The following is an 18,625-nucleotide window of genomic DNA, read 5'->3' as shown; positions in this document are numbered from 1 at the left end:
CGATTCGGCACGTGCCGGTCAACAACTGTATTATTCTAACAACTCAGCTTGGTTGACATTGTTCAATCACGCACTATTTAAAGTTACATGAAACGAGACAGCCGACTCTCGGGCGTCCTGCACGTCCTGCTCCACATGGCGGAGCATCAAACGCCGATGACGTCGGAACAGCTCGCCAGAGCGATGCAGACAAATCCGGTCGTCATCCGCCGCATCCTCGGCGGGCTGCGCGACGCGGGGTTCGTGCATAGCGAAAAAGGCCATGGCGGCGGCTGGACGATCGCGCGCGACCTGTCAGCCATCACGATGCGCGACGTCTATGATGCGATCGGCCGCCCCAGGCTGATGGCAATGGGCAATCGCAGCGAGGCGCCCGGCTGCCTCGTCGAACAAGCGGTCAACGCCGCGCTCGACAGCGGCTTCCGCGAGGCAGAGGCGCTGCTGCTCGATCGTTTCGCCGACGTCACGCTCGCGCAGCTCAGCGCCGATTTCCACGCGCGCATGGCGGAGCGATCCCACCTTGCACAGGAGCATAGTCATGGCTGAAGGCGCGCAACATTTCCTCGACAGCTTCAAGGATCCGGCCGCGGTCGCGCGCTACACCGAAGGGCCGCGGCGCTTCGTCCCCGGCCTCGACGCGCTGCACCGCATGACCGGCCTGCTGCTCGCCGAGCGCGTGCCCGCTGATGCGCATATCCTCGTGCTCGGCGCGGGCGGCGGACTTGAGCTGAAGGCGCTGGCCGACGCCTATCCCGGCTGGACCTTCACGGGCGTCGATCCCGCCGGGGCGATGCTGCGCCTGGCCGCGCAGACGCTTGGCGCGAACGCCGATCGCGCAGAGCTGGTCGAGGGCGTGATCGACGACGCCCCCGCCGGCCCCTTCGACGGCGCGGTGTGCCTGCTCACCCTCCACTTCCTCGCAACCGATGAACGCACCCGCACCCTGTCGGAAATCCGCCGCCGCCTGAAACCCGGCGCGCCGTTTGTCGCCGCGCATGGCAGCTTCCCGCAAGGCGCGGGCGAGCGCGACCGCTGGCTCGACCGCTATGCCGCCTTCGCCATCGCGTCGGGCGGCGATCCCGATCAGGTCGCAAAGGGCCGCGAGGCGGTCGCCACCCATGTCGCGATGCTCAGCCCCGAGGCCGACGAAGCCGTGCTGCGCGCGGCGGGCTTCACCAGGGTCGAGCAATTCTACGCCGCCTTCACCTGGCGCGGCTGGGTGGGCTATGTCTGAGGCGAGCTAGAAACGAATCTCCACCGACAGCGCGCTTCGCTCATGGTCCCCATGATAGACCGCTTCGATATTGTTGCCGTCAGGGTCGAGCAGGAAGGCCGCGTAATAGCCGGGGTGATAGGGGCGCTCGCCCGGCCCGCCATGGTCGGTGCCGCCGGCTGCCATCCCGGCCTTGTGGAAAGCGTCGACCATCGCGCGGTCGATGGCCTGGAAAGCCAGATGGTGCCGCCCTGTCAGCTTGCCCTGCGCGGCGTCGCTGTCGGCGGTCGAGACGAACAATTCGTCGATCCAGAAATAATCCTCGCCCGCGCCGCCGATCGGCACCCCGAGCGCGTCGAAGATCGCGTCGTAAAAAGTCCGGCTCGCCTTGAGGTCGGCGACCACCAGCTGGATATGGTCGATCAGCCGGCCGCGGTGCAGCAATTGCGTTTCCATGGAAAAATCCTCTCACACGCCCGCCTGCTGTCGGCAAAAACCCGTTCGGCGGTGTGATGGTTCCCGCGCCTACCCGCTGCCCGGACCATAAGGTCGCTTGCGTTGCACATTTATACAATATATTGCGCAACATATTGTATAAATCGAATCGCAGGTGAAATCGCCATGAAGACCAAGCGTTGGATCATCCTCCTTGCTGCCACGACCGCATGGCTCGTCACGCCAGCCATGGCCGACGAAGCCCCGCTGACCGCCGCCGACAAACGCGCCGTCGTCGAACAGCTGGGCGCGACGCTCGAGGCGAATTATGCCTTTCCCGACAAGGCGAAAACCATCGCCGCGACGCTGCGCCGCAATCTCGACGCCGGCGCCTATGACGCGGCGACCGACCGGCGCAAGCTCGCGAGCGAGCTCACCGACGACCTGATCGCCGCGAGCAACGACCTGCATTTTTCGGTCGGGGTCGATCCCGAATGGGTCGCCGACTATGCCGCAAAGCAGGACCCGGCGCGCGCCGCCGCGCTGCGCGAACAGGACCGCCGCGACGAAGCGCGAACCAATTTCGGCTTCACCGGACTGCGCTACCTCGACGGCAATATCGCCTATGTCGACCTGTCGCATTTCGCCGACCCGGAACTCGGCTACGACGCCGCCGCGGCGGCAATGCGTTTCGTCGAGAATGGCGACGCCGTGATCTATGACCTGCGCTACAACAATGGCGGTTATCTGGAGATGGCGCAGTTGCTCGCGAGCCAGCTCTTCCCCGGCGACAAGGACCAGGAACTGTTCGATTATGATTACAACCTCGACGGTCGCCGCGTCGCGCGCGGCCAATGGGTGCTCCCCGCGCTGCCCGCCAAGCGGCTGACCGGCAAGCCCGTCTATGTCCTCACCGGTTCGACCAGCTTCTCCGCCGCCGAATGGTTCGCCTATACGCTCAAGAAGCTCGGCCGCGCGACGCTGGTCGGCGAGCGCACCGCAGGCGGCGCGCATCCGGTCGACCGCAAGCCCGTCGGCACCGACTTCTTCCTGCAGGTCCCGATCGGCCAGATCCGCGACCCCATCGATCGTGGCGATTTCGAGGGGCAGGGGGTCGCGCCCGACCATCTCGTACCCTCTGCCGACGCGCTCGCCGTCGCGCACCGTCTCGCGCTCGCCGACCTCGCCAAAGCCGATCCGGCGAAACAGGCCGACGCCGACTGGCTCGCGCCGATGCTCGCCCCGCGCCCCGCGCCGACCGCGGCAGCGCTGAAAGCGATCGCCGGCCGTTATGAAGGCCGGCGCATCGACCTGGTCGATGGCAAATTGCTCTATACCTGGCGCGAACGGCTCCGCCTCACGCTCGAACCGCTGGGCGGCGACCTGCTGGCGATCGAGGGGGTGCGCGACTTCCGCTTTCGCATCGCGCGCAAAGGCGGCAAGATCGTCGCGCTCACCCGCATCGACCGCGACGGAACGACGACCGACTATGCCCGCCTCCCCTGATACCGCGTCCGATCTCGACGACATCTCGTTCCTCGGCCGCCTCAGCGAAGCGCTGAGCACGCGAATCGAGGAACAGACGCGTCCGCTGTTCGACGCCGCCGGCATCACCGTCCCGGTGCGCTCCTGCTCGCTGCTCACCGCGCTCGGCGAGGCGGGCGAGGCGTCTGCCGCCGAACTCGCACGCACGCTTGGGCAGTCGCACCAGCTGGTGATGCAGAAATGCCCGGCGCTGCTACGCCTCGGGCTGATCACCCAGCACCCCGACCCCGGCGACGCGCGGCGCAAGATGTTTCGGCTGACCCACGCGGGCCGCGACCAGCTTGCGCGCATCGACGCCTATAGCGAGCGGATCAGCGACGTTTACCGCACGCTCTTCGAAGAGGTTGGCGATGTTCATGGCGCAATATTGAGAGCGCTGAACGCGCTCGAAGCAAGGCCGCTCAGCGAACGCGCCAGGGAATGATCACAGCGCCCGAAACATCACCAGCGCATCGACAAAGCCCAGCGCCGGATGGTCGAACGCCCCCGGCAGCCGCCCGACGATGTCGAACCCCAAAGATTGCCACAGCCCGACCGCGCGGGTGTTGCTCGCGACAACGAAGTTGAACTGCATCGCGCGAAAGCCGCGCGCCTTTGCCTGCTCGAACGAATGCAGCGCCATCGCCCGCGCCACCCCGCGCCCGGTCGCGGCGGCGCCGGTCATATAGCCGCAATTGCAGACATGCGCCCCGCCGCCGGCCTGGTTGGCACGGAGATAATAGGTGCCGAGGATGACGCCATCCGCCTCGGCGACGAACACCGCCTTGTCCGCCGCGAACCAATAAGCGAGCGCTTCGGCCTCAGGCATGTCGCGGTCGAGCGTATAGGTCTCGCCCGCGCGGATCACCGGTTCGATAATCGCCCAGATCGCCGCGGCATCGTCGGACGTGGCGGGGCGGATCGAAAGCGTCACGCTTCCGGACCGAGGAACGGCGCCACCACCTCCGCCGTCACGCGCAACGGCCGGCCGCTCGCCTTGTCGAGCAGCGCCCACACGGTGCGCGCGCGGACATGCACTTTGCCGTCGGCGCCGGTGAACTCCATATGACGGTCGAACTTCGCGCCCTGCGGCTTGTCGGCGACCCACGTCCGCGCGGTCACCGTCTCGCCGGGGCCGAGCGCGCGGAGGTAATCGATCTCGTGGCGCACCACGACCCAGATATAGGCGTCCTTGTGCGATGGCGGCGCCGCGGCGTCCCAATGGCCGGTCGCGACCTGCTGGATCCATTGGACCCAGACGGCATTGTTGACATGGCCGAGCTCGTCGATGCTGTCGGGGGTGGCGGTGAGGGAGAGGGTGAAGGATTTCATTGGACGTGCTTAGCCTCGGCGCCTGGCGACAAAAAGCCTCGTCATTGCGAGGAGCGAAGCGACGCGGCAATCCAGAGCCTGCGTAAACCGCTCTGGATTGCTTCCCCCGGCTTTCGCCGGGGTCGCAATGACGATGGGACTGGCGGTTAAGCCAGCTCGACCGTCGTCACCATATAACCCGCATCGCGGAGCGCGGTCACCAGGCTGTCGAGATGCTCGCGGTCGCGCGCCTCGCATTCGATGTCGGTGATCAGCCCCTTGGCGGGCAGCGTCGTGAAGATGCGCTGGTGATAGATTTCGATGATGTTGACCTGCTTCTCGTCGAACAGCTTCATCACCTTGAACAGCGCGCCCGGACGGTCCTGCAAGCGAATGCGCAGCCGCGCGATCCGCCCCGAGCGCGCGAGATCGCGCAGCAGCACATTGGCGAGCAGCCGCGTGTCGATATTGCCGCCGGTCAGCACGAGGCCAACCTTGCGGCCCTTGAACTCCTCGGGATGCGCGAGCATCGCCGCGAGCCCCGCCGCGCCCGCGCCCTCGACCACTGTCTTTTCGATCTGGAGCAGCAAGCTCACCGCGCGCTCCAGATGGCGTTCCGCCACCAGCACGATATCGTCGTTGAGTTCGGCGACGAGCTTGCGCGTGTACGACCCCGGCTCCTTCACCGCGATACCCTCGGCCAGCGTGTCGCCCTCGCACGCCATGTCGACGCCGTTCAACTCGGCGTACATCGACGGATAAAGTTCCGCCTGCACGCCCACCAGGCGCATGTCGTTCTTGATCCCGCGCGCCGCGGTGCCCATGCCCGCGAGCAGCCCGCCGCCGCCGATCGGCACGATCAGCGTGTCGAGTTCGGGGACATCCTCGAGCATTTCGAGCGCCACCGTCCCCTGCCCCGCCGCGACATGCGGATGGTCGAAGGGATGGACGAAGGTCAGCCCGCGTTCCTTTTCGAGTACGCGCGCATGGGCATAGGCGTCGTCGAACTTTTCGCCGTGGAGGACGATCGTCGCGCCATGGCTCGCGGTCTGCGACACTTTCACCTGCGGCGTGGTGCTCGGCATCACGATCGTCACCGGCACACCGAGGCGCTTGCCATGATAGGCCAGACCCTGCGCATGATTGCCCGCCGACGCCGCGATCACGCCGCGCGCGCGCTGCTCGTCATCGAGCAACAGCAACGCGTTTAACGCCCCGCGCTCCTTGTAGGCCGCGGTGAATTGCAGATTTTCGAACTTCAGCCACACCTCGGCGCCGACCATTTCGGACAGCGTCTGCGAATGAAGCGTCGGGGTGCGCACGACCGCGCCGTTAATTCGCTCCGCCGCCGCGCGCACATCGTCCAATGTGATCGCCGGATAATCGGCGGCGGAGGTCAGGGTGAGTTGCTCTGTCATAACGCGGCTGGCCCTAGCCTATCTGGCGCGCCGCGCAAACCGCCGTTATGACCCCTCGCCATGAGCGAAGAAACATTGCGCATCAGCTTCATCGGGACCGGCGTCATGGGCGGACCGATGGCGGGCCATCTGGCGAAAGCCGGCCACGCCCTCACCGTCTACAACCGCACCCGCGCCAAGGCCGACGCCTGGGTCGCGCTATATGGCGGAGCGGCGGCGGCGACCCCCGCCGAAGCCGCCGAAGGCGCCGACGTCGTGCTGACCTGCGTCGGCAACGACGACGATCTGGCGCAGGTGACGCTCGGCCGCGATGGCGCCTTCCGCGCGATGCGGCGCGGGGCGCTGTTCATCGACCACACCACCGTCTCCGCCCGCATCGCGCGGCAATTGTCGGTCGAGGCCGAGGAACCCGGTCTGCTCGTCGTCGACGCGCCGGTGTCGGGCGGTGAAGCCGGCGCGCAAAACGGCACGCTGTCGATCATGTGCGGCGGCAGGAAGGCGGCGTTCGAGGCCGCGGCGCCGATCATGCAGGCTTATGCCGCGCGCATGGTCCATATCGGCGGCCCCGGCGCGGGGCAGACGACCAAGATGGTCAACCAGATCGCGATCGCCGGCGCGCTGCAGGGCGTGTCCGAAGCGCTGCGTTTCGCGCAAGCCTCGCGGCTGGACACCGACAAGGTGTTCGAGGCGGTGTCGGGCGGCGCCGCGGCAAGCTGGCAGATGCTCAACCGCTGGGGCACGATGGCCAAGGACGAGTTCGACTTCGGCTTCGCGGTCGACTGGATGCGCAAGGATCTGGGGCTGGCGCTCGAGGAAGCACGCTCGAACGGCGCGACGATCCCGGTCGCCAGCCTCGTCGACCAATTCTATGCCGATGTGCAGAAACTGGGCAATGGCCGCCGCGATACCAGCTCGCTCGTGACGAGGCTGCCGAAGTGAAGCGTCTCCTCCTCGCATCGTTGGCCCTGCTCCTCGCCACCCCGGCGCACGCCGACACGCTGGTCGACAATGTCAACGGCATCACGCTCGACAAGGACGGCAAGCTCGTCCGCTTTACCGGCATGGTCATCGGCACCGACGGCAAGGTCAAGCAGCTGCTCGACCGCAAGGACAAGCGCCCCGAGCGCCCCGATTTCAAGGAAGACGGCAAGGGCAGGACGCTGATCCCCGGGCTGATCGACGCGCACGGCCATGTCATCTCGATGGGCTTCCAGCTGATGCTGCTCGACCTCAGCGAAACGAAATCGCTTGCGGAAGCACAGGCGGCGATCCGCAAATATGCCGCCGACAATCCCGAAATGCCCTGGATCATCGGATCGGGGTGGAACCAGGAAAAATGGGGCCTCGGCCGCTTCCCCACCGCCGCCGACCTCGACGCCGCGGTGCCAGACCGCGCGGTCTGGCTATCGCGCGTCGACGGCCATGCCGGCTGGGCCAATAGCGCGGCGATGGCCGCCGCGAAGGTCACCGCCACCAGCAAATCGCCCGCGGGCGGCCGGATCGAGATGGAAGGCGGCAAGCCGAGCGGGGTCTTCGTCGATGCCGCGATGGCGCTGGTCGACAATGCCAAGCCGAAACCGCTGGCCCGCGACGTCGACCGCGCGCTCTATCTCGCGCAGCAGAAATTGCTTGAACAGGGGATCACCGCGATCGCCGACATGGGCACGACGATCGAGGAATGGCAGGCGTATCGCCGCGCCGGCGACAAGAAGCAGCTCGCGGTGCGGATCATGAGCTATGGCGGCGACATCGACAATATGACGCTGATCGCCGGCGGCGAACCGACGCCCTGGCTCTATGACGACCGCCTGCGCATGGTCGGGGTGAAGCTCTATCTCGACGGTGCGCTCGGCTCGCGCGGTGCCTGGCTCAAGGCGCCCTATAGCGACGCCCCGGGGCAGAAGGGCCTGCCCCTGCTCACCCCGGCGCAGCTGCGCAACAAGATGGTGCGTGCCTCGATGGACAAGTTCCAGGTCGCGATCCACGCGATCGGCGATGCCGCCAATGCCGAAGCGCTCGACGCGATCGCCGACCTCAACGCCGACCTGCCCGGCGAGCGCCGCTGGCGCATCGAGCATGCGCAGATCATCGACCCGGTCGACATCCCGCGTTTCGCGCAATTGAAGGTCATCGCCTCGATGCAACCGGTTCACCAGACCAGCGACCGCCTGATGGCCGAGGCGCGGCTCGGTCCCGACCGGCTGAAGGGCGCCTATGCCTGGCGCAGCTTGCAAACCGCAGGCGCCCGCCTCGCTTTCGGGTCGGACGTGCCGGTCGAAAGCGCCAACCCCTTCCCCGGCATCGCCGCTGCGATCTCGCGCACCGACGCGAGCGGCCAGCCCTTCGGCGGCTGGCGCCCCGAGGAGGCGGTCAACCGCGAAACCGCGCTCGACGGCTTCACCCGCACCGCCGCCTATGCGGGGTTCGCCGAGGACCGCATCGGCACGCTGATGCCCGGCATGCGCGCCGACTTCCTGATCGTCGACAGCGACCCGATGCTCGCCAGCCCCGACGAGATCCGCCGCATGCTGCCGCTCGAAACCTGGATCGGCGGCTATCGTTATTACAAGAAAGGCAACTGACGGCGTGCCAGCGACCCGTCTGATCCCGCGCCGCGTCGCCAAGCCATGGGGCCGCGACGACATCGGCCCGCTTTTCGATGCAGGTGGCGAGCGGATCGGCGAAATCTGGTTCGAACTGCCTGCGGGCTCGCCCGAACCCGCGCTGCTCGTCAAATATCTCTTCACCTCCGAAGCGCTGTCGGTGCAGGTCCACCCCGACGACGCGCAAGCGCGCGCCGCCGGCGCGCGGCAGGGCAAGGAGGAGGCGTGGGTGATCCTCGACGCCGAGGATGACGCGGTGATCGGGCTCGGCCTCGAACAGCGTGTGTCACCCGATCGGCTCCGCGCTGCCGCGCTCGACGGCAGCATCGAAGACCTCATCGACTGGAAAGCGATCGCGCCGGGCGATCATTTCCACGTCACCCCCGGCACGATCCACGCGATCGGCGGCGGGCTGACGCTGATCGAGGTCCAGCAATATGCCGACATCACCTATCGCCTCTACGACTATGGCCGCCCGCGCGATCTGCATCTCGACGAAGCGATGACCTGTGCCAACGCCGGTCCCTATCTCGCCGCGAACCTGCGCACGCCGATCGCTGTCGGCATCGACCGCCTCGTCGACGGCCCAAAGTTCGTGCTGATCGATGCGCATAGCGAGGATTTCGGCGCGCTGCCCCAACTCGGCGCCCATGGCCCTATCTGGTTCATCCCCATCGACGGCGGCGGCACGGTCGGCGCCGGTCGATGGCAGCCCGGCGAATGCTGGTTGCTCGACGACATCGCCGATCTGGCGACACTCGGCGGCGCCGGCCGCGCGCTGATCGCCTGGGCGACGCGATGACGACGCGCCGCGCCCTCCTCACCGGTCTCGCCGCGCTCCCCGTGGCGACGGCCGTCGCGGCGGCCGAGCGCAAGGAGCGCCGTTCGAAAAAGCGAAAGGACGCCAAACCGACCGTCCAGCATGTCGATGTCGCGGTGATCGGTGCCGGGGTGTTCGGCGCCTGGACCGCCTGGCACCTGCTGCGCGCGGGCAAATCGGTGCGTCTGTTCGACGCCTATGGCGCCGCCAATGCGCGCGCCTCGTCGGCGGGCGAAAGCCGCGTCATCCGCATGGGCTATGGCGCCGACACCATCTATTCCGAGATGGCGCGCGAATCCCTGCCCTATTGGAAGGAGCTGTCCGACAGCGCGAGCGCGCCGATCTTCCACAACACCGGCGTGCTCTGGTTCGCGCCGCAGGGCGACGCCTATACCGCGCAGTCGCTCGCCTGGCTCCAGGCGAACCGCATCGGCCACGAACAGGGCGACGTGAGCTGGCTCCAAAATAAATATCGCCAGATCCAGTTCTACCAGGGCGAAAACGGCATCCTCGAAACCGAAACCGGCGCGCTGATCGCCGGACGCGGCGTGCAGGAAGTGATCGCCGACGCACAGATTACGGTCGAACCCGTCGTCATGCCCGCGCCGCTCTTGTCGAAGAAGATCCAGCGCCACACGCTGCCCGACGGCGGCACCGCCGACCATCTCGTCTATGCCTGCGGACCCTGGCTCGCCGAAATCTTCCCCCAGCATCTGATGGGCAAGATCGTCGCAACGCGGCAGGAGGTCTATCATTTCGGCGCGCCGCAGGGCGACACCCGCTTCGCCCCGCCGAACCTGCCGGTGTGGGCCGATTTCAACAACGGCCGTATCGTTTATGGCATCCCCGACCTCGAAGGCGCGGGGTTCAAGATCGCGATCGACGTGAATGGTCCCGTGGTCGACCCCGACACGCAGGAGCGCGCCCTCACCCCCGCGGGCATCGCCGAGGCGCGTGCCTATGTCGCGCGCCGCTTCCCCGGCCTCGCGACCGCGCCGCTGATCGGCGGGCGCGTCTGCCAATATGAGAACAGTTCGAACGGCGACTATCTGATCGACCGCTTCCCCGGCCAGCCGCATGTCTGGCTTGTCGGCGGCGGCTCGGGTCACGGCTTCAAGAACGGCCCCGCGGTGGGCAAGCGCGTCGCCGCGCATATCCTCGACGAAAACCTGCCCATCGAACCGCGCTTTAGCTTCGCCACCAAGGGCACGGTCGCGGCAAGAACGGTCTTTTAATTTCGTCATTGCGAGGAGCGAAGCGACGCGGCAATCCAGAGCCTGCGTAAAACCGCCCTGAATTGCTTCGCTACGCTCGCAATGACGGGGTAAAAGCGGGACCGAAATGAAACTCACCGACTGCCACAATATCGACGATTTCCGCGCCCTCGCGAAGCGGCGCCTGCCCTGGCCGGTGTTCGACTATATCGACGGCGCCGCCGACGACGAGGTCACCCGCCGCCGCAATCGCGCCGCCTTCGACGATTGCGACCTTATCCCCCGCGTGCTCGCAGGGGTGGAGAGCATCGACATGCGCACCACCCTGTTCGGGCGCGAGATGGCAATGCCGCTCTTCCTTTCACCCACCGCGCTTCAGCGGCTGTTCCATTGGCAGGGCGAGCGCGCGGTGCTGCGCGCCGCGGCGAACGCCGGCACCGTTGCCGGCATCTCGAGCCTCGCGACGATCAGCCTCGCCGAAGCGGGCGCGCTCACCGACGGTCCGAAACTATTCCAGCTCTATGTCCATCATGACGAGGGGCTCAACACGGCAATGCTCGACGCGGCGCGCGCCGCGAAATTCGACGCTGTCGCGCTCACCGTCGACACGATCGTCGGCGGCAACCGCGAACGCTGCCTGCGCTCGGGCTTCACCTCGCCGCCGCGCTTCACCGCGCGCAACATGCTCAGCTATGCGATCAAGCCCGGCTGGGGCCTCAACTATGTGCTGCGCGAGAAATTCAGCCTTCCCAATCTCGCGACGCATGTCTCCGAAGGGTCGAGCGTCCCCAAATCGGTCGCCGAATATTTCACCTCGATGCTCGACCAGAGTCTCGACTGGAAGCGCGCCGAGGCGATCCGCAAACAATGGGACGGTCCCTTCTGTTTGAAGGGCATCGTCGCGGTAGAGGATGCGCGCCGCGCGGTCGACATCGGCGCGAGTGCGATCATGGTGTCGAACCATGGCGGGCGCCAGCTCGACGGCAGCCGCGCGCCCTTCGACGCGCTCGCCGAGATCGTCGACGCGGTCGGCGACAGGATCGAGGTGATCTGCGACGGCGGCATCACGCGCGGGACGCATGTGCTGAAAGCGCTGTCGGTCGGTGCCAAGGCCTGCTCGGGCGGGCGGCTTTATCTCTACGCGCTGGCGGCGGCGGGTGAGGACGGGGTGAGCCGCGCGATCGCCCTGCTTCGCGCCGAGATGGAACGCGGGATGAAGCTGATGGGGGCGAAAAGCCTCGCCGACCTGTCACGCGACAACCTGCGCTGGCGGTAGGCTATTCGCCGTGCGACTCTCTTTTTACCAACTTTTTGTCGTCTTTGCTGAAACAGAAAATCTCGGTGCTGCCTATAACGCCTTTTTTTGGTTCAAGCGTCACGCACTCATCGTCGCCAAGCTGAAAGGCGACGGGGAGGCGGCGCTCCCGTGACTGATCGACACTCAGATGATTTTCGAGGCTCCAAAGCTTCAGCGCCTCTGTTTCGAACGGACTTTCGTAATAGACGTTCGAGATGATTTTGCCTTCCAACTCTTGGCGCAGATTGCCGACATATAGCCCCCAGCCAATGCTGGCGATCAGTGCACCAAGAGCGAAAGACAACATGGTTCGGATCATCGCGGATAGCGTATCGATTTCCTAGGTAGACGCCACCTCTTCCGTCTTCTTCCCGACCCCGCCCCAGTCGATATTCCGCGTCATGTACATCACGCCCGCGAGCGCGAAGAACATCAGCACCGACCCGATCAGCAACGAATAAGCCTCGAGGTTGAGCAGCACATACAGCAGCGCATAAAGCCCGAGCAGCATCGCCGCGAGGAACCGCGCGCGTTTCCAGCTCTTGAGCACCGCCGCGCTATACGCCGCGAGCAACCCGATGATCGCGCCCGCCGCCAGCAGATAGGCGAACAGGAAACCGATCACCTCGGCGAAGGCCAGCAGCAGCACGAAGAACAACACGAGCGCCACACCGGTCAGCAGATATTCGGCCGCCGCGACGCGCGCGCCCGCGATCACGTCGAACATCAGGAAGGCCACGAAGGTGAAACCGATGAACAGGAAACCATATTTGATGCTGCGATCGACCTGGCTGTAGAGGTCGACGGGTTCGATCAGGCTGATCGCGATCGCCTTGGCGGAGCCGCCCGACGCCTCGCTCGCGCCGTCGGCCGCCGCCGCAACGGCTTCGACCGCGGCGGTTTCGACATATTGCTCGCGCCCGCCGCCATAACTCACCTGCGGCGCCGACAGATCGCCGGTCAGCACCTGCGCCTGCCCCAGCGCGAGGTTCGGAATCGCATAGGTCGCGGTGAAGCCGCTCTCCGTCACGCTGCGCGTCGCAGGCAGGAAATCGCCGCCGAAGCTGGGGTTCGGCCAACTCGACTTGACCGTCCAGCGCGTATCGACCCCGCGCGGGACCAGCCGGAAATCGCCGAGGCCGCGCACCCCGATCTTGTAATCGACCTTCATCGGCGCGCCGCCGGTCCAGTCGACGAAGGCGAAGGTTCCCGAATTGCCGGTCGAGAGCAGCCCCTTGCCGGGCTGCAGCGGCACCGCGGTGCCGTTCACCGCCAGGCTGTTGCCGTCGACGAGGCCGCGCGCGTCGCTGACGCCGAGCCGCAGTTCGGCGCGGTCGAGCAGCAGCGCCTCGCGCGCGACGCCATAGCGCGCGATGTCGGCGGGCAGCACGAAATCGGCGCTCCCCGAAATCTGGCTTTCATAGACGACGGTCTCGTAAATCGCCTTCTTGCGCTTCTCGGGCTTGATGACGACATCGGCCTTGTTCGCCTGCGGCGAGAGATAGAGGTTTCGAAGAACGGTCACCGACCGCGTCACATCGCGGCCATTTTCGGTCACCGTCTGTGTCTCGGTCGCCCGATAGGGGATGACGATCACCGGCCCGGCGATCGTCTGTTGCCCGCCCCAGCCCTGCCCGATCGACGCCTGCGCGGTCTGCGCCTGTTCCTGTCGGTCCCACAGCAGCCCATAGACCATCAGCAGCGGCACCATCAGCGCGACCGCGATGAGCACCGCGATCACCAGCTTCACGCCCGGCGAGCGTTCGCCCTTTTCGCGGGGCGGATTGGGGGATGATGGGACGGGGGGAACGGACGCGGCTTGGGGCATGGGGGACTCCTCTCGCTCAACTCGTCGCTGGAAATAAACGGTTCATCGACATCGTCAAGCGACTTGCGATGTGTCGCGGGAATGCTATCGCTGCATCGGGGTATCGCGACGCACGGGGGACAGAAGGTTGCGACGACCATGACTGCGCAAGAGGGGGACGCGTCGAACGAGCGCCCCTACGACATCTTCGTCAGCTACAGCCGCGCCGATGCGGACAAGGCGATGCAACTGCGCGACCTGCTGCTCGCGCGCGGCCATCATGTGTTTTTCGATGCCGAGGGGATCGACGCCGGCGCCGAATTTCCCGACGTCATCGACCGCGCGGTCAAGGGCGCCGGGGTCGTGCTCGGTTGCTGGACTCCCGCCGCGATTCAGCGCCGCTGGGTGCGCATCGAAAGCCGCATCGGGCTCGACCGCGGTTCGCTCGTCGCGATCGCGCTCGACAAGATCGATCCCGAGGCGCTGCCCGCCGAATTCTATAACGTCAACGTCCTCGACATGTCGGGCTTCGACGGCAGCGAGGCGCATCCGGCGTGGCAGCGCGTGCTGACCGCGATCGACCGGCGGCTGAAGAAGACCGGCGCCGCGCCGCCAACCGACGACATTCGCCCCGCAGGCCCGCAGAAGCGCCGCTTCTCCCCGCTCGCGCTCGGCGGCGCAGCCGCGCTCGCGATCGCCGCGGTCGGTGGCGGCGGCTGGTATTTTGCCGGGAGTGGCCCGTCCTTCGACCAGACCGCCATTGCCGCGAGCTTCGACAAGACGGTCAAGACCACCGAACCCGTCATGGCCAACGCCCTTGTCAGCGCGCTGAACGACGTCGAGACCACCAACAACGGCAAGGTCTTCTGGGCGCTCGCCCAGCTCATCGCGGTCGAAAAATCGCCGAGCGCCGAGGAACTCGCGCGCTTCGAGGCGGCGGTGACCAAATTCCTCGGCGGCCCCTGCCATTGCGTGATGGTCGAGGGTGCGCCCTTCACCATCGTCTCGACCTGGACGCTGACCGCTTATGGCGTGATGGACCGCGCGCCCCCGGCGCCCGTGGTCGACGCGTTGCTCGCCGCGCAAAATCGCGAAGGCTGGTGGTCGAGCACGATGGACGCCGCCGACCGCCCCGACAATGCCGCCACTTATATCACCGCGCTGTCGGTCATCGCGCTGCGCGACATCGACCCGGTGCTGAAGGCCGATCCGGCATTGCAGGCGAAGGTCAGGGCGGCGCGCGCCCGCGCGGTCGAATGGCTCAAGAAACGCCGCCCGCGTGCCGGGGTCAACTGGTCCGACTATCCCGACAACAGCCTGCGCACCGAGGCGCCGTCGGTGTCGGCGATGGCGACGCTCGCGCTGCTGCCCGAGGTTGGCGCGGGCGAGGCGAAGGAGATCGCCGAAACCTATGTCGCGGGGATCGACAAGCTGTCGCCGGTCGACCAGAATATCTCGAACGATGTCAACGTCATCCGCGCCGGCGGCGACACCTATGTCGACACATATCGCCACGTCCCCTTCGGCTGGGAAGTCTATGCGCTGGGGAAAAGCTATCCGCTGTTGAGCGGCGAGGCCGCGACCAAGGCGGCCGGCCTGCTCGATCAGGCGAAGGCGGTCAGCCTCTCCGACCCCAAGCTCGCACGCCAGGACTGGATGCTCGCCGAACAATTCCTCGGCCTGCGCGGCGCGCGCGACGCGCTGGCGGCGAAGAAGCCTTAGCCTGGAAGCACCGACCGGTCCGGGGTGGCTTCCCCAGACCGCCCCCTCTTCCGTTCGTGTCGAGCGAAGTTTATATGGCGGCTTGCCCATTTCCGCCCATTGTCACTCCTAAACAGAAAAAGGCCGGCGAACGCCGGCCCTTTCCGTCGAGAGAGAAAAGGGAGGCGGCCTCCCCCCAGAGGCCGCCTCCGGGCCCGGCGTCAGAAAGAGGCGCCGAGCGAGAAGAGGACCGCACCGTCGGCACCCACGGCTTCCTTGTAGCCAAGGGTCTTGGGAGCGTCGGTGTTGACGTAGGAAATGCCGAGCGTCAGCATCTTCCAGGTGAAGTCGACCCCGACCGAATAGTCGAACACTTCGCCGTCGAGACCGCCGAGGAAGCTGTCGCTCTTGGCATAGCCGAGATGGCCCTTCAGCTTGATCGGGGTATCGGGGATCGCGACGCCGACATCGCTGTACAGATAGATGCCGCTGGCGTCGCCGAGCGAATCCTGGCCGCCGGGCGCCCAGGCGACGCCGCCCTTGATCGACGCCGGGCCGACGGTGCCGGTCAGCGACGCATAGGGTTCGATCACGGTGGTGTTGCCGACGCCGGGATAGAGATAGAGCGTCGCGCCGATGTCGCCGACGAGGCCCGAGGTCAGTTCGGTCGAATAGCCGCCATAGACGTCGATTTCGGTGCCGTTGTTAAAGCCGATGCTCGAACCCCAGGTGCCGACATAGAGGCCGCTTTCATGCGTGATCGTGAAAGTGCCCTGGATCGCCGCTTCTTCGTTCGACTGGCTGAAACCGCGGAAACGATAGTCGCTGACCACCGTTGCACCACCGGTGATGGTGATGCCGTCGGTGTCTTCTTCTGCGTCCTGGGCGTAGGCGGCCTGCGGAACGGCAACGGCGGCGAGAAGCATGCCGAGGCATGCGCGGGAGAGTTTCTTCATGGACAGATCCCCAAATGGAAAAACGGATCGTCCCTGCCTGCTGCGTGACAGCCAGCCTCTGTATCGGGCCGGTCCGGTCATGCGTGCGTCTCTTTTGGGCAAGTTGCTGCGCCGCACAATCGAAAAAGTTACCGCCCCTGTCTTAAAAAGGGCCGATGTGACAATTATGCAACAATTACCTTGCGTCGGACCGGTTTCACCCGAAACAATATTACGTCGGCCAGAAAGAGCTAGAAGGAGAAACCGAGCGAGGCGACGACCGTCGCGTCATAGCGCCGGTCGATCGCCTTCACCCCGGTCTTGCGCACATCGGTGTCGACATATTTCAGCCCGAGGGTGAAGCGGTCGAAGGTTGCGCTCGCGCCGAGCGACCAGTCGCGATAATCGCCCCCCGGTGCCAGCGCACCGTCGCTATGACCGACGCTGGCCTTCAGCGTCACCGGCGTGTTCGGAATGCCCGACGACAGGCCGAGCCTCAGATAGAGATTGTCCGCATCGCCGAGCGCCGCCTGGTCCCAGGCATAAGCCACCGTTCCCGTCGCCTCGACCGGCCCCAGCATATAGGACAGGCGCGCACTCGCTTCGCCGAAATCGCTCGGTCCAAAAGCCTTGTCGCGGTCGGGATGCCAATAATAGGTGGCCCCCAGGTCGAGCCGCGTGCCCGACGCGATCTGGGTCTCATAGCCGCCATAAAGCTGCGCCTCGACATCGCCCCGCGCCGGCCCGGCATCGATATTCGATCCCCAGGCACCGAGGTAGAAGCCGCTATCGTGGGTGACCGTGATCGTCGGCTGCACCGCGACGTCCTTGTCCGACAGCGAGAGGCCGCGGAAGCGATAGTCCGACACCAGATCGACCCCGCCCGACACCGACAGCGCGCTCGACGGCGGGTCGGCGATCTCCTGCCCGGCGGCGGGAACGGCGAACAGGAGCGCCGGGACGGCAAGCAGGCGAAGCATGGAAAATCCTTGGGGTGTTTGGGGGGAGCGCGACCTTGGCGGCGTGCGATGGCCGACGCAACCTAATCCGTCGCCCCCGCGCAGGCGGGGCCGCAATCTGCCTTGTGCTACTCTTCCAGCGGCCCCCGCCTGCGCGGGGGCGACGATGAATAGAAAGCTTCATCCCGCCACAATCCTGCTCTAAAGACCTCCCACCCCCTCCCGAGGACCGAAGAATGAGCGATCACAACCCCGGCCTGCGCCCCTGGCGCGACATCGCGCGGCGCACCAGCCGCCAGATCATGGTCGGCACCGTCCCCGTCGGCGGCGGCGCGCCGATCACGGTGCAGACGATGACCAACACGCTGACCAGCGATGCGGTCGCGACGATCGACCAGATCCGCCGCTGCGAAGAGGCAGGCGCCGACCTGATCCGCGTCTCGTGCCCCGACACCGATTCGACCGCCGCGCTCGGCAAGATCGTCCGCGCCGCGCGCGTGCCGATCATCGCCGACATTCATTTCCACTATAAGCGCGCCTTGGAAGCCGCCGACGCCGGCGCCGCGTGCCTGCGCATCAACCCCGGCAACATCGGCAGCAGCGAACGCGTCGGCGAGGTCGTCCGCGCCGCCAAGGCCAATGGCTGCGCGATCCGCATCGGGGTCAACGCCGGCAGCCTCGAAAAGGATCTGCTCGAAAAATATGGCGAGCCCTGCCCCGAGGCGCTGACCGAAAGCGCGCTCGACCATATCAAGCTGCTCCAGGACCATGATTTTCACGAATACAAGGTCGCGGTGAAGGCGAGCGACGTCTTCCTCGCCGTCGCCGCCTACATGCAGCTCGCCGATGCGGTCGACTGCCCGCTGCACCTCGGCATCACCGAGGCGGGCGGCCTCATCGGCGGCACCGTCAAGTCGGCGCTCGGCATCGGCAATCTGCTCTGGGCCGGCATCGGCGACACGATCCGCGTCAGCCTCTCGGCCGAACCCGAGGAGGAAGTGCGCGTCGGCTACGAAATCCTCAAATCCTTGGGCCTGCGCACCCGCGGCGTCCGCGTGGTGTCGTGCCCCAGCTGCGCGCGGCAGGGCTTCGACGTCATCCGCACCGTCCAGGCGCTCGAAGAGGCCCTCGGCCACATCAAGACCCCGATGTCACTCTCGGTCCTCGGCTGCGTCGTCAACGGCCCCGGCGAGGCGCGCGAGACCGATATCGGCATCACCGGCGGCGGCAACGGCAAGCATATGGTCTATCTCTCGGGCGTCACCGACCATCATGTCCAGGATGCCGACATGATCGCGCATGTCGTGAAGCTCGTCGAAGCCAAGGCCGCCGAGATCGACGCGGGCAGCGCGGTGAGCATGGACACCCTCCACGGCAAGGCCGCGTGA

Annotated in this window: 19 protein-coding genes; 11 read left to right on the top strand and 8 right to left on the bottom strand. The window is 66.4% G+C overall.

What is annotated here, in order from left to right; all coding sequences use genetic code 11:
* The first annotated feature begins 87 nt into the window (after nt 1-87).
* Nucleotides 88-546, top strand: a complete 459-nt coding sequence (locus tag ASD67_RS09380) for an RrF2 family transcriptional regulator (RefSeq protein WP_056346232.1) — start codon at nt 88-90, stop codon at nt 544-546.
* The gene (locus ASD67_RS09375; protein ID WP_056346230.1) at nt 539-1,234 is read left to right on the top strand and encodes a class I SAM-dependent methyltransferase; all 696 of its coding nucleotides are present in this window, start codon (nt 539-541) and stop codon (nt 1,232-1,234) included. Before ASD67_RS09380 ends, ASD67_RS09375 begins: the two co-directional genes overlap by 8 nt.
* A 6-nt stretch (nt 1,235-1,240) precedes the next feature.
* Here the strand turns inward: ASD67_RS09375 and ASD67_RS09370 are convergent, their stop codons facing one another.
* Nucleotides 1,241-1,669, bottom strand: a complete 429-nt coding sequence (locus ASD67_RS09370; protein ID WP_056346228.1) for a VOC family protein — start codon at nt 1,667-1,669, stop codon at nt 1,241-1,243.
* A 165-nt stretch (nt 1,670-1,834) separates the two neighbouring features.
* On the opposite strand from ASD67_RS09370, the gene ASD67_RS09365 reads away from it, so the two are divergent.
* Both ASD67_RS09365 and ASD67_RS09360 read left to right on the top strand, forming a co-directional pair.
* Nucleotides 1,835-3,154 carry a S41 family peptidase gene (locus ASD67_RS09365; RefSeq protein ID WP_056346225.1) on the top strand — a complete coding sequence of 440 codons (1,320 nt, stop codon included), beginning with the start codon at nt 1,835-1,837 and terminating at the stop codon, nt 3,152-3,154.
* On the top strand, nt 3,138-3,617 hold the full coding sequence (locus tag ASD67_RS09360) for a MarR family winged helix-turn-helix transcriptional regulator (RefSeq protein ID WP_056346224.1): 480 nt from the start codon (nt 3,138-3,140) through the stop codon (nt 3,615-3,617). Before ASD67_RS09365 ends, ASD67_RS09360 begins: the two co-directional genes overlap by 17 nt.
* On the opposite strand, the gene ASD67_RS09355 is transcribed toward ASD67_RS09360, so the two are convergent.
* The 3 genes from ASD67_RS09355 to ASD67_RS09345 form a co-directional block, all read right to left on the bottom strand.
* The gene (locus tag ASD67_RS09355) at nt 3,618-4,106 is read right to left on the bottom strand and encodes a GNAT family N-acetyltransferase (RefSeq protein ID WP_056346222.1); all 489 of its coding nucleotides are present in this window, start codon (nt 4,104-4,106) and stop codon (nt 3,618-3,620) included. It abuts the gene before it with no gap.
* Entirely contained in the window at nt 4,103-4,504 is a 402-nt protein-coding gene (locus tag ASD67_RS09350; protein WP_056346220.1) for an acyl-CoA thioesterase, read from the bottom strand. The genes ASD67_RS09355 and ASD67_RS09350 overlap by 4 nt, the downstream gene beginning before the upstream one ends.
* A gap of 146 nt (nt 4,505-4,650) precedes the next feature.
* Nucleotides 4,651-5,901, bottom strand: a complete 1,251-nt coding sequence (locus ASD67_RS09345; RefSeq protein ID WP_056346218.1) for a threonine ammonia-lyase — start codon at nt 5,899-5,901, stop codon at nt 4,651-4,653.
* A gap of 60 nt (nt 5,902-5,961) precedes the next feature.
* On the opposite strand from ASD67_RS09345, the gene ASD67_RS09340 reads away from it, so the two are divergent.
* From ASD67_RS09340 to ASD67_RS09320, 5 genes are all read left to right on the top strand, one after another.
* Nucleotides 5,962-6,840, top strand: a complete 879-nt coding sequence (locus ASD67_RS09340) for an NAD(P)-dependent oxidoreductase (protein WP_056346216.1) — start codon at nt 5,962-5,964, stop codon at nt 6,838-6,840.
* Nucleotides 6,837-8,483, top strand: a complete 1,647-nt coding sequence (locus ASD67_RS09335) for an amidohydrolase (protein ID WP_056346214.1) — start codon at nt 6,837-6,839, stop codon at nt 8,481-8,483. Before ASD67_RS09340 ends, ASD67_RS09335 begins: the two co-directional genes overlap by 4 nt.
* Before the next feature lie 4 nt (nt 8,484-8,487).
* Entirely contained in the window at nt 8,488-9,306 is an 819-nt protein-coding gene (locus ASD67_RS09330) for a class I mannose-6-phosphate isomerase (protein WP_056346212.1), read from the top strand.
* Nucleotides 9,303-10,559: an FAD-dependent oxidoreductase gene (locus ASD67_RS09325; RefSeq protein WP_056346209.1), complete on the top strand. Its 1,257-nt coding sequence runs from the start codon at nt 9,303-9,305 to the stop codon at nt 10,557-10,559. Before ASD67_RS09330 ends, ASD67_RS09325 begins: the two co-directional genes overlap by 4 nt.
* Before the next feature lie 106 nt (nt 10,560-10,665).
* A complete protein-coding gene (locus ASD67_RS09320) occupies nt 10,666-11,814 on the top strand; it encodes an alpha-hydroxy acid oxidase (protein WP_056346208.1) in 1,149 nt (382 codons plus the stop codon).
* A 1-nt stretch (nt 11,815) separates the two neighbouring features.
* Here the strand turns inward: ASD67_RS09320 and ASD67_RS09315 are convergent, their stop codons facing one another.
* Nucleotides 11,816-12,154, bottom strand: coding sequence for a hypothetical protein (locus tag ASD67_RS09315; RefSeq protein ID WP_056346206.1), 339 nt, complete (start codon nt 12,152-12,154; stop codon nt 11,816-11,818).
* Nucleotides 12,155-12,175: 21 nt separating this feature from the next.
* Nucleotides 12,176-13,663, bottom strand: coding sequence for a cell envelope integrity protein CreD (gene creD / locus ASD67_RS09310; protein WP_056346204.1), 1,488 nt, complete (start codon nt 13,661-13,663; stop codon nt 12,176-12,178).
* A 138-nt stretch (nt 13,664-13,801) separates the two neighbouring features.
* On the opposite strand from creD, the gene ASD67_RS09305 reads away from it, so the two are divergent.
* On the top strand, nt 13,802-15,364 hold the full coding sequence (locus ASD67_RS09305) for a toll/interleukin-1 receptor domain-containing protein (RefSeq protein WP_162248561.1): 1,563 nt from the start codon (nt 13,802-13,804) through the stop codon (nt 15,362-15,364).
* Nucleotides 15,365-15,564: 200 nt separating this feature from the next.
* Here the strand turns inward: ASD67_RS09305 and ASD67_RS09300 are convergent, their stop codons facing one another.
* Both ASD67_RS09300 and ASD67_RS09295 read right to left on the bottom strand, forming a co-directional pair.
* Nucleotides 15,565-16,299 carry a TorF family putative porin gene (locus ASD67_RS09300; protein ID WP_056346198.1) on the bottom strand — a complete coding sequence of 245 codons (735 nt, stop codon included), beginning with the start codon at nt 16,297-16,299 and terminating at the stop codon, nt 15,565-15,567.
* Nucleotides 16,300-16,529: 230 nt separating this feature from the next.
* Nucleotides 16,530-17,258 (bottom strand): TorF family putative porin, encoded by a 729-nt coding sequence (locus ASD67_RS09295; protein ID WP_056346196.1) that lies wholly within the window; start codon nt 17,256-17,258, stop codon nt 16,530-16,532.
* Nucleotides 17,259-17,473: 215 nt separating this feature from the next.
* Between ASD67_RS09295 and ispG the strand changes: the two genes are divergently transcribed.
* Entirely contained in the window at nt 17,474-18,625 is a 1,152-nt protein-coding gene (ispG, locus tag ASD67_RS09290) for a flavodoxin-dependent (E)-4-hydroxy-3-methylbut-2-enyl-diphosphate synthase (RefSeq protein ID WP_056346194.1), read from the top strand.

This window comes from Sphingopyxis sp. Root1497 (assembly GCF_001427085.1).
Classification (GTDB): domain Bacteria; phylum Pseudomonadota; class Alphaproteobacteria; order Sphingomonadales; family Sphingomonadaceae; genus Sphingopyxis.
The sequence above is the reverse complement of the archived record's forward strand: the minus strand, read 5'-3'. Positions and strand labels throughout refer to the sequence as shown.

Excerpts from the sequence above, each read along its gene's own strand:
- ASD67_RS09340 (WP_056346216.1), top strand. The coding sequence starts at position 5,962 with ATGAGCGAAGAAACATTGCGCATCAGCTTCATCGGGACCGGCGTCATG.
- ASD67_RS09380 (WP_056346232.1), top strand. The coding sequence starts at position 88 with ATGAAACGAGACAGCCGACTCTCGGGCGTCCTGCACGTCCTGCTCCAC.
- ASD67_RS09315 (WP_056346206.1), bottom strand. The coding sequence starts at position 12,154 with ATGATCCGAACCATGTTGTCTTTCGCTCTTGGTGCACTGATCGCCAGC.
- ASD67_RS09300 (WP_056346198.1), bottom strand. The coding sequence starts at position 16,299 with ATGAAGAAACTCTCCCGCGCATGCCTCGGCATGCTTCTCGCCGCCGTT.
- ASD67_RS09345 (WP_056346218.1), bottom strand. The coding sequence starts at position 5,901 with ATGACAGAGCAACTCACCCTGACCTCCGCCGCCGATTATCCGGCGATC.
- ASD67_RS09320 (WP_056346208.1), top strand. The coding sequence starts at position 10,666 with ATGAAACTCACCGACTGCCACAATATCGACGATTTCCGCGCCCTCGCG.
- ispG (WP_056346194.1), top strand. The coding sequence starts at position 17,474 with ATGAGCGATCACAACCCCGGCCTGCGCCCCTGGCGCGACATCGCGCGG.
- ASD67_RS09375 (WP_056346230.1), top strand. The coding sequence starts at position 539 with ATGGCTGAAGGCGCGCAACATTTCCTCGACAGCTTCAAGGATCCGGCC.
- ASD67_RS09360 (WP_056346224.1), top strand. The coding sequence starts at position 3,138 with ATGCCCGCCTCCCCTGATACCGCGTCCGATCTCGACGACATCTCGTTC.
- ASD67_RS09295 (WP_056346196.1), bottom strand. The coding sequence starts at position 17,258 with ATGCTTCGCCTGCTTGCCGTCCCGGCGCTCCTGTTCGCCGTTCCCGCC.
- ASD67_RS09325 (WP_056346209.1), top strand. The coding sequence starts at position 9,303 with ATGACGACGCGCCGCGCCCTCCTCACCGGTCTCGCCGCGCTCCCCGTG.
- ASD67_RS09350 (WP_056346220.1), bottom strand. The coding sequence starts at position 4,504 with ATGAAATCCTTCACCCTCTCCCTCACCGCCACCCCCGACAGCATCGAC.
- ASD67_RS09365 (WP_056346225.1), top strand. The coding sequence starts at position 1,835 with ATGAAGACCAAGCGTTGGATCATCCTCCTTGCTGCCACGACCGCATGG.
- ASD67_RS09370 (WP_056346228.1), bottom strand. The coding sequence starts at position 1,669 with ATGGAAACGCAATTGCTGCACCGCGGCCGGCTGATCGACCATATCCAG.
- ASD67_RS09305 (WP_162248561.1), top strand. The coding sequence starts at position 13,802 with ATGACTGCGCAAGAGGGGGACGCGTCGAACGAGCGCCCCTACGACATC.
- creD (WP_056346204.1), bottom strand. The coding sequence starts at position 13,663 with ATGCCCCAAGCCGCGTCCGTTCCCCCCGTCCCATCATCCCCCAATCCG.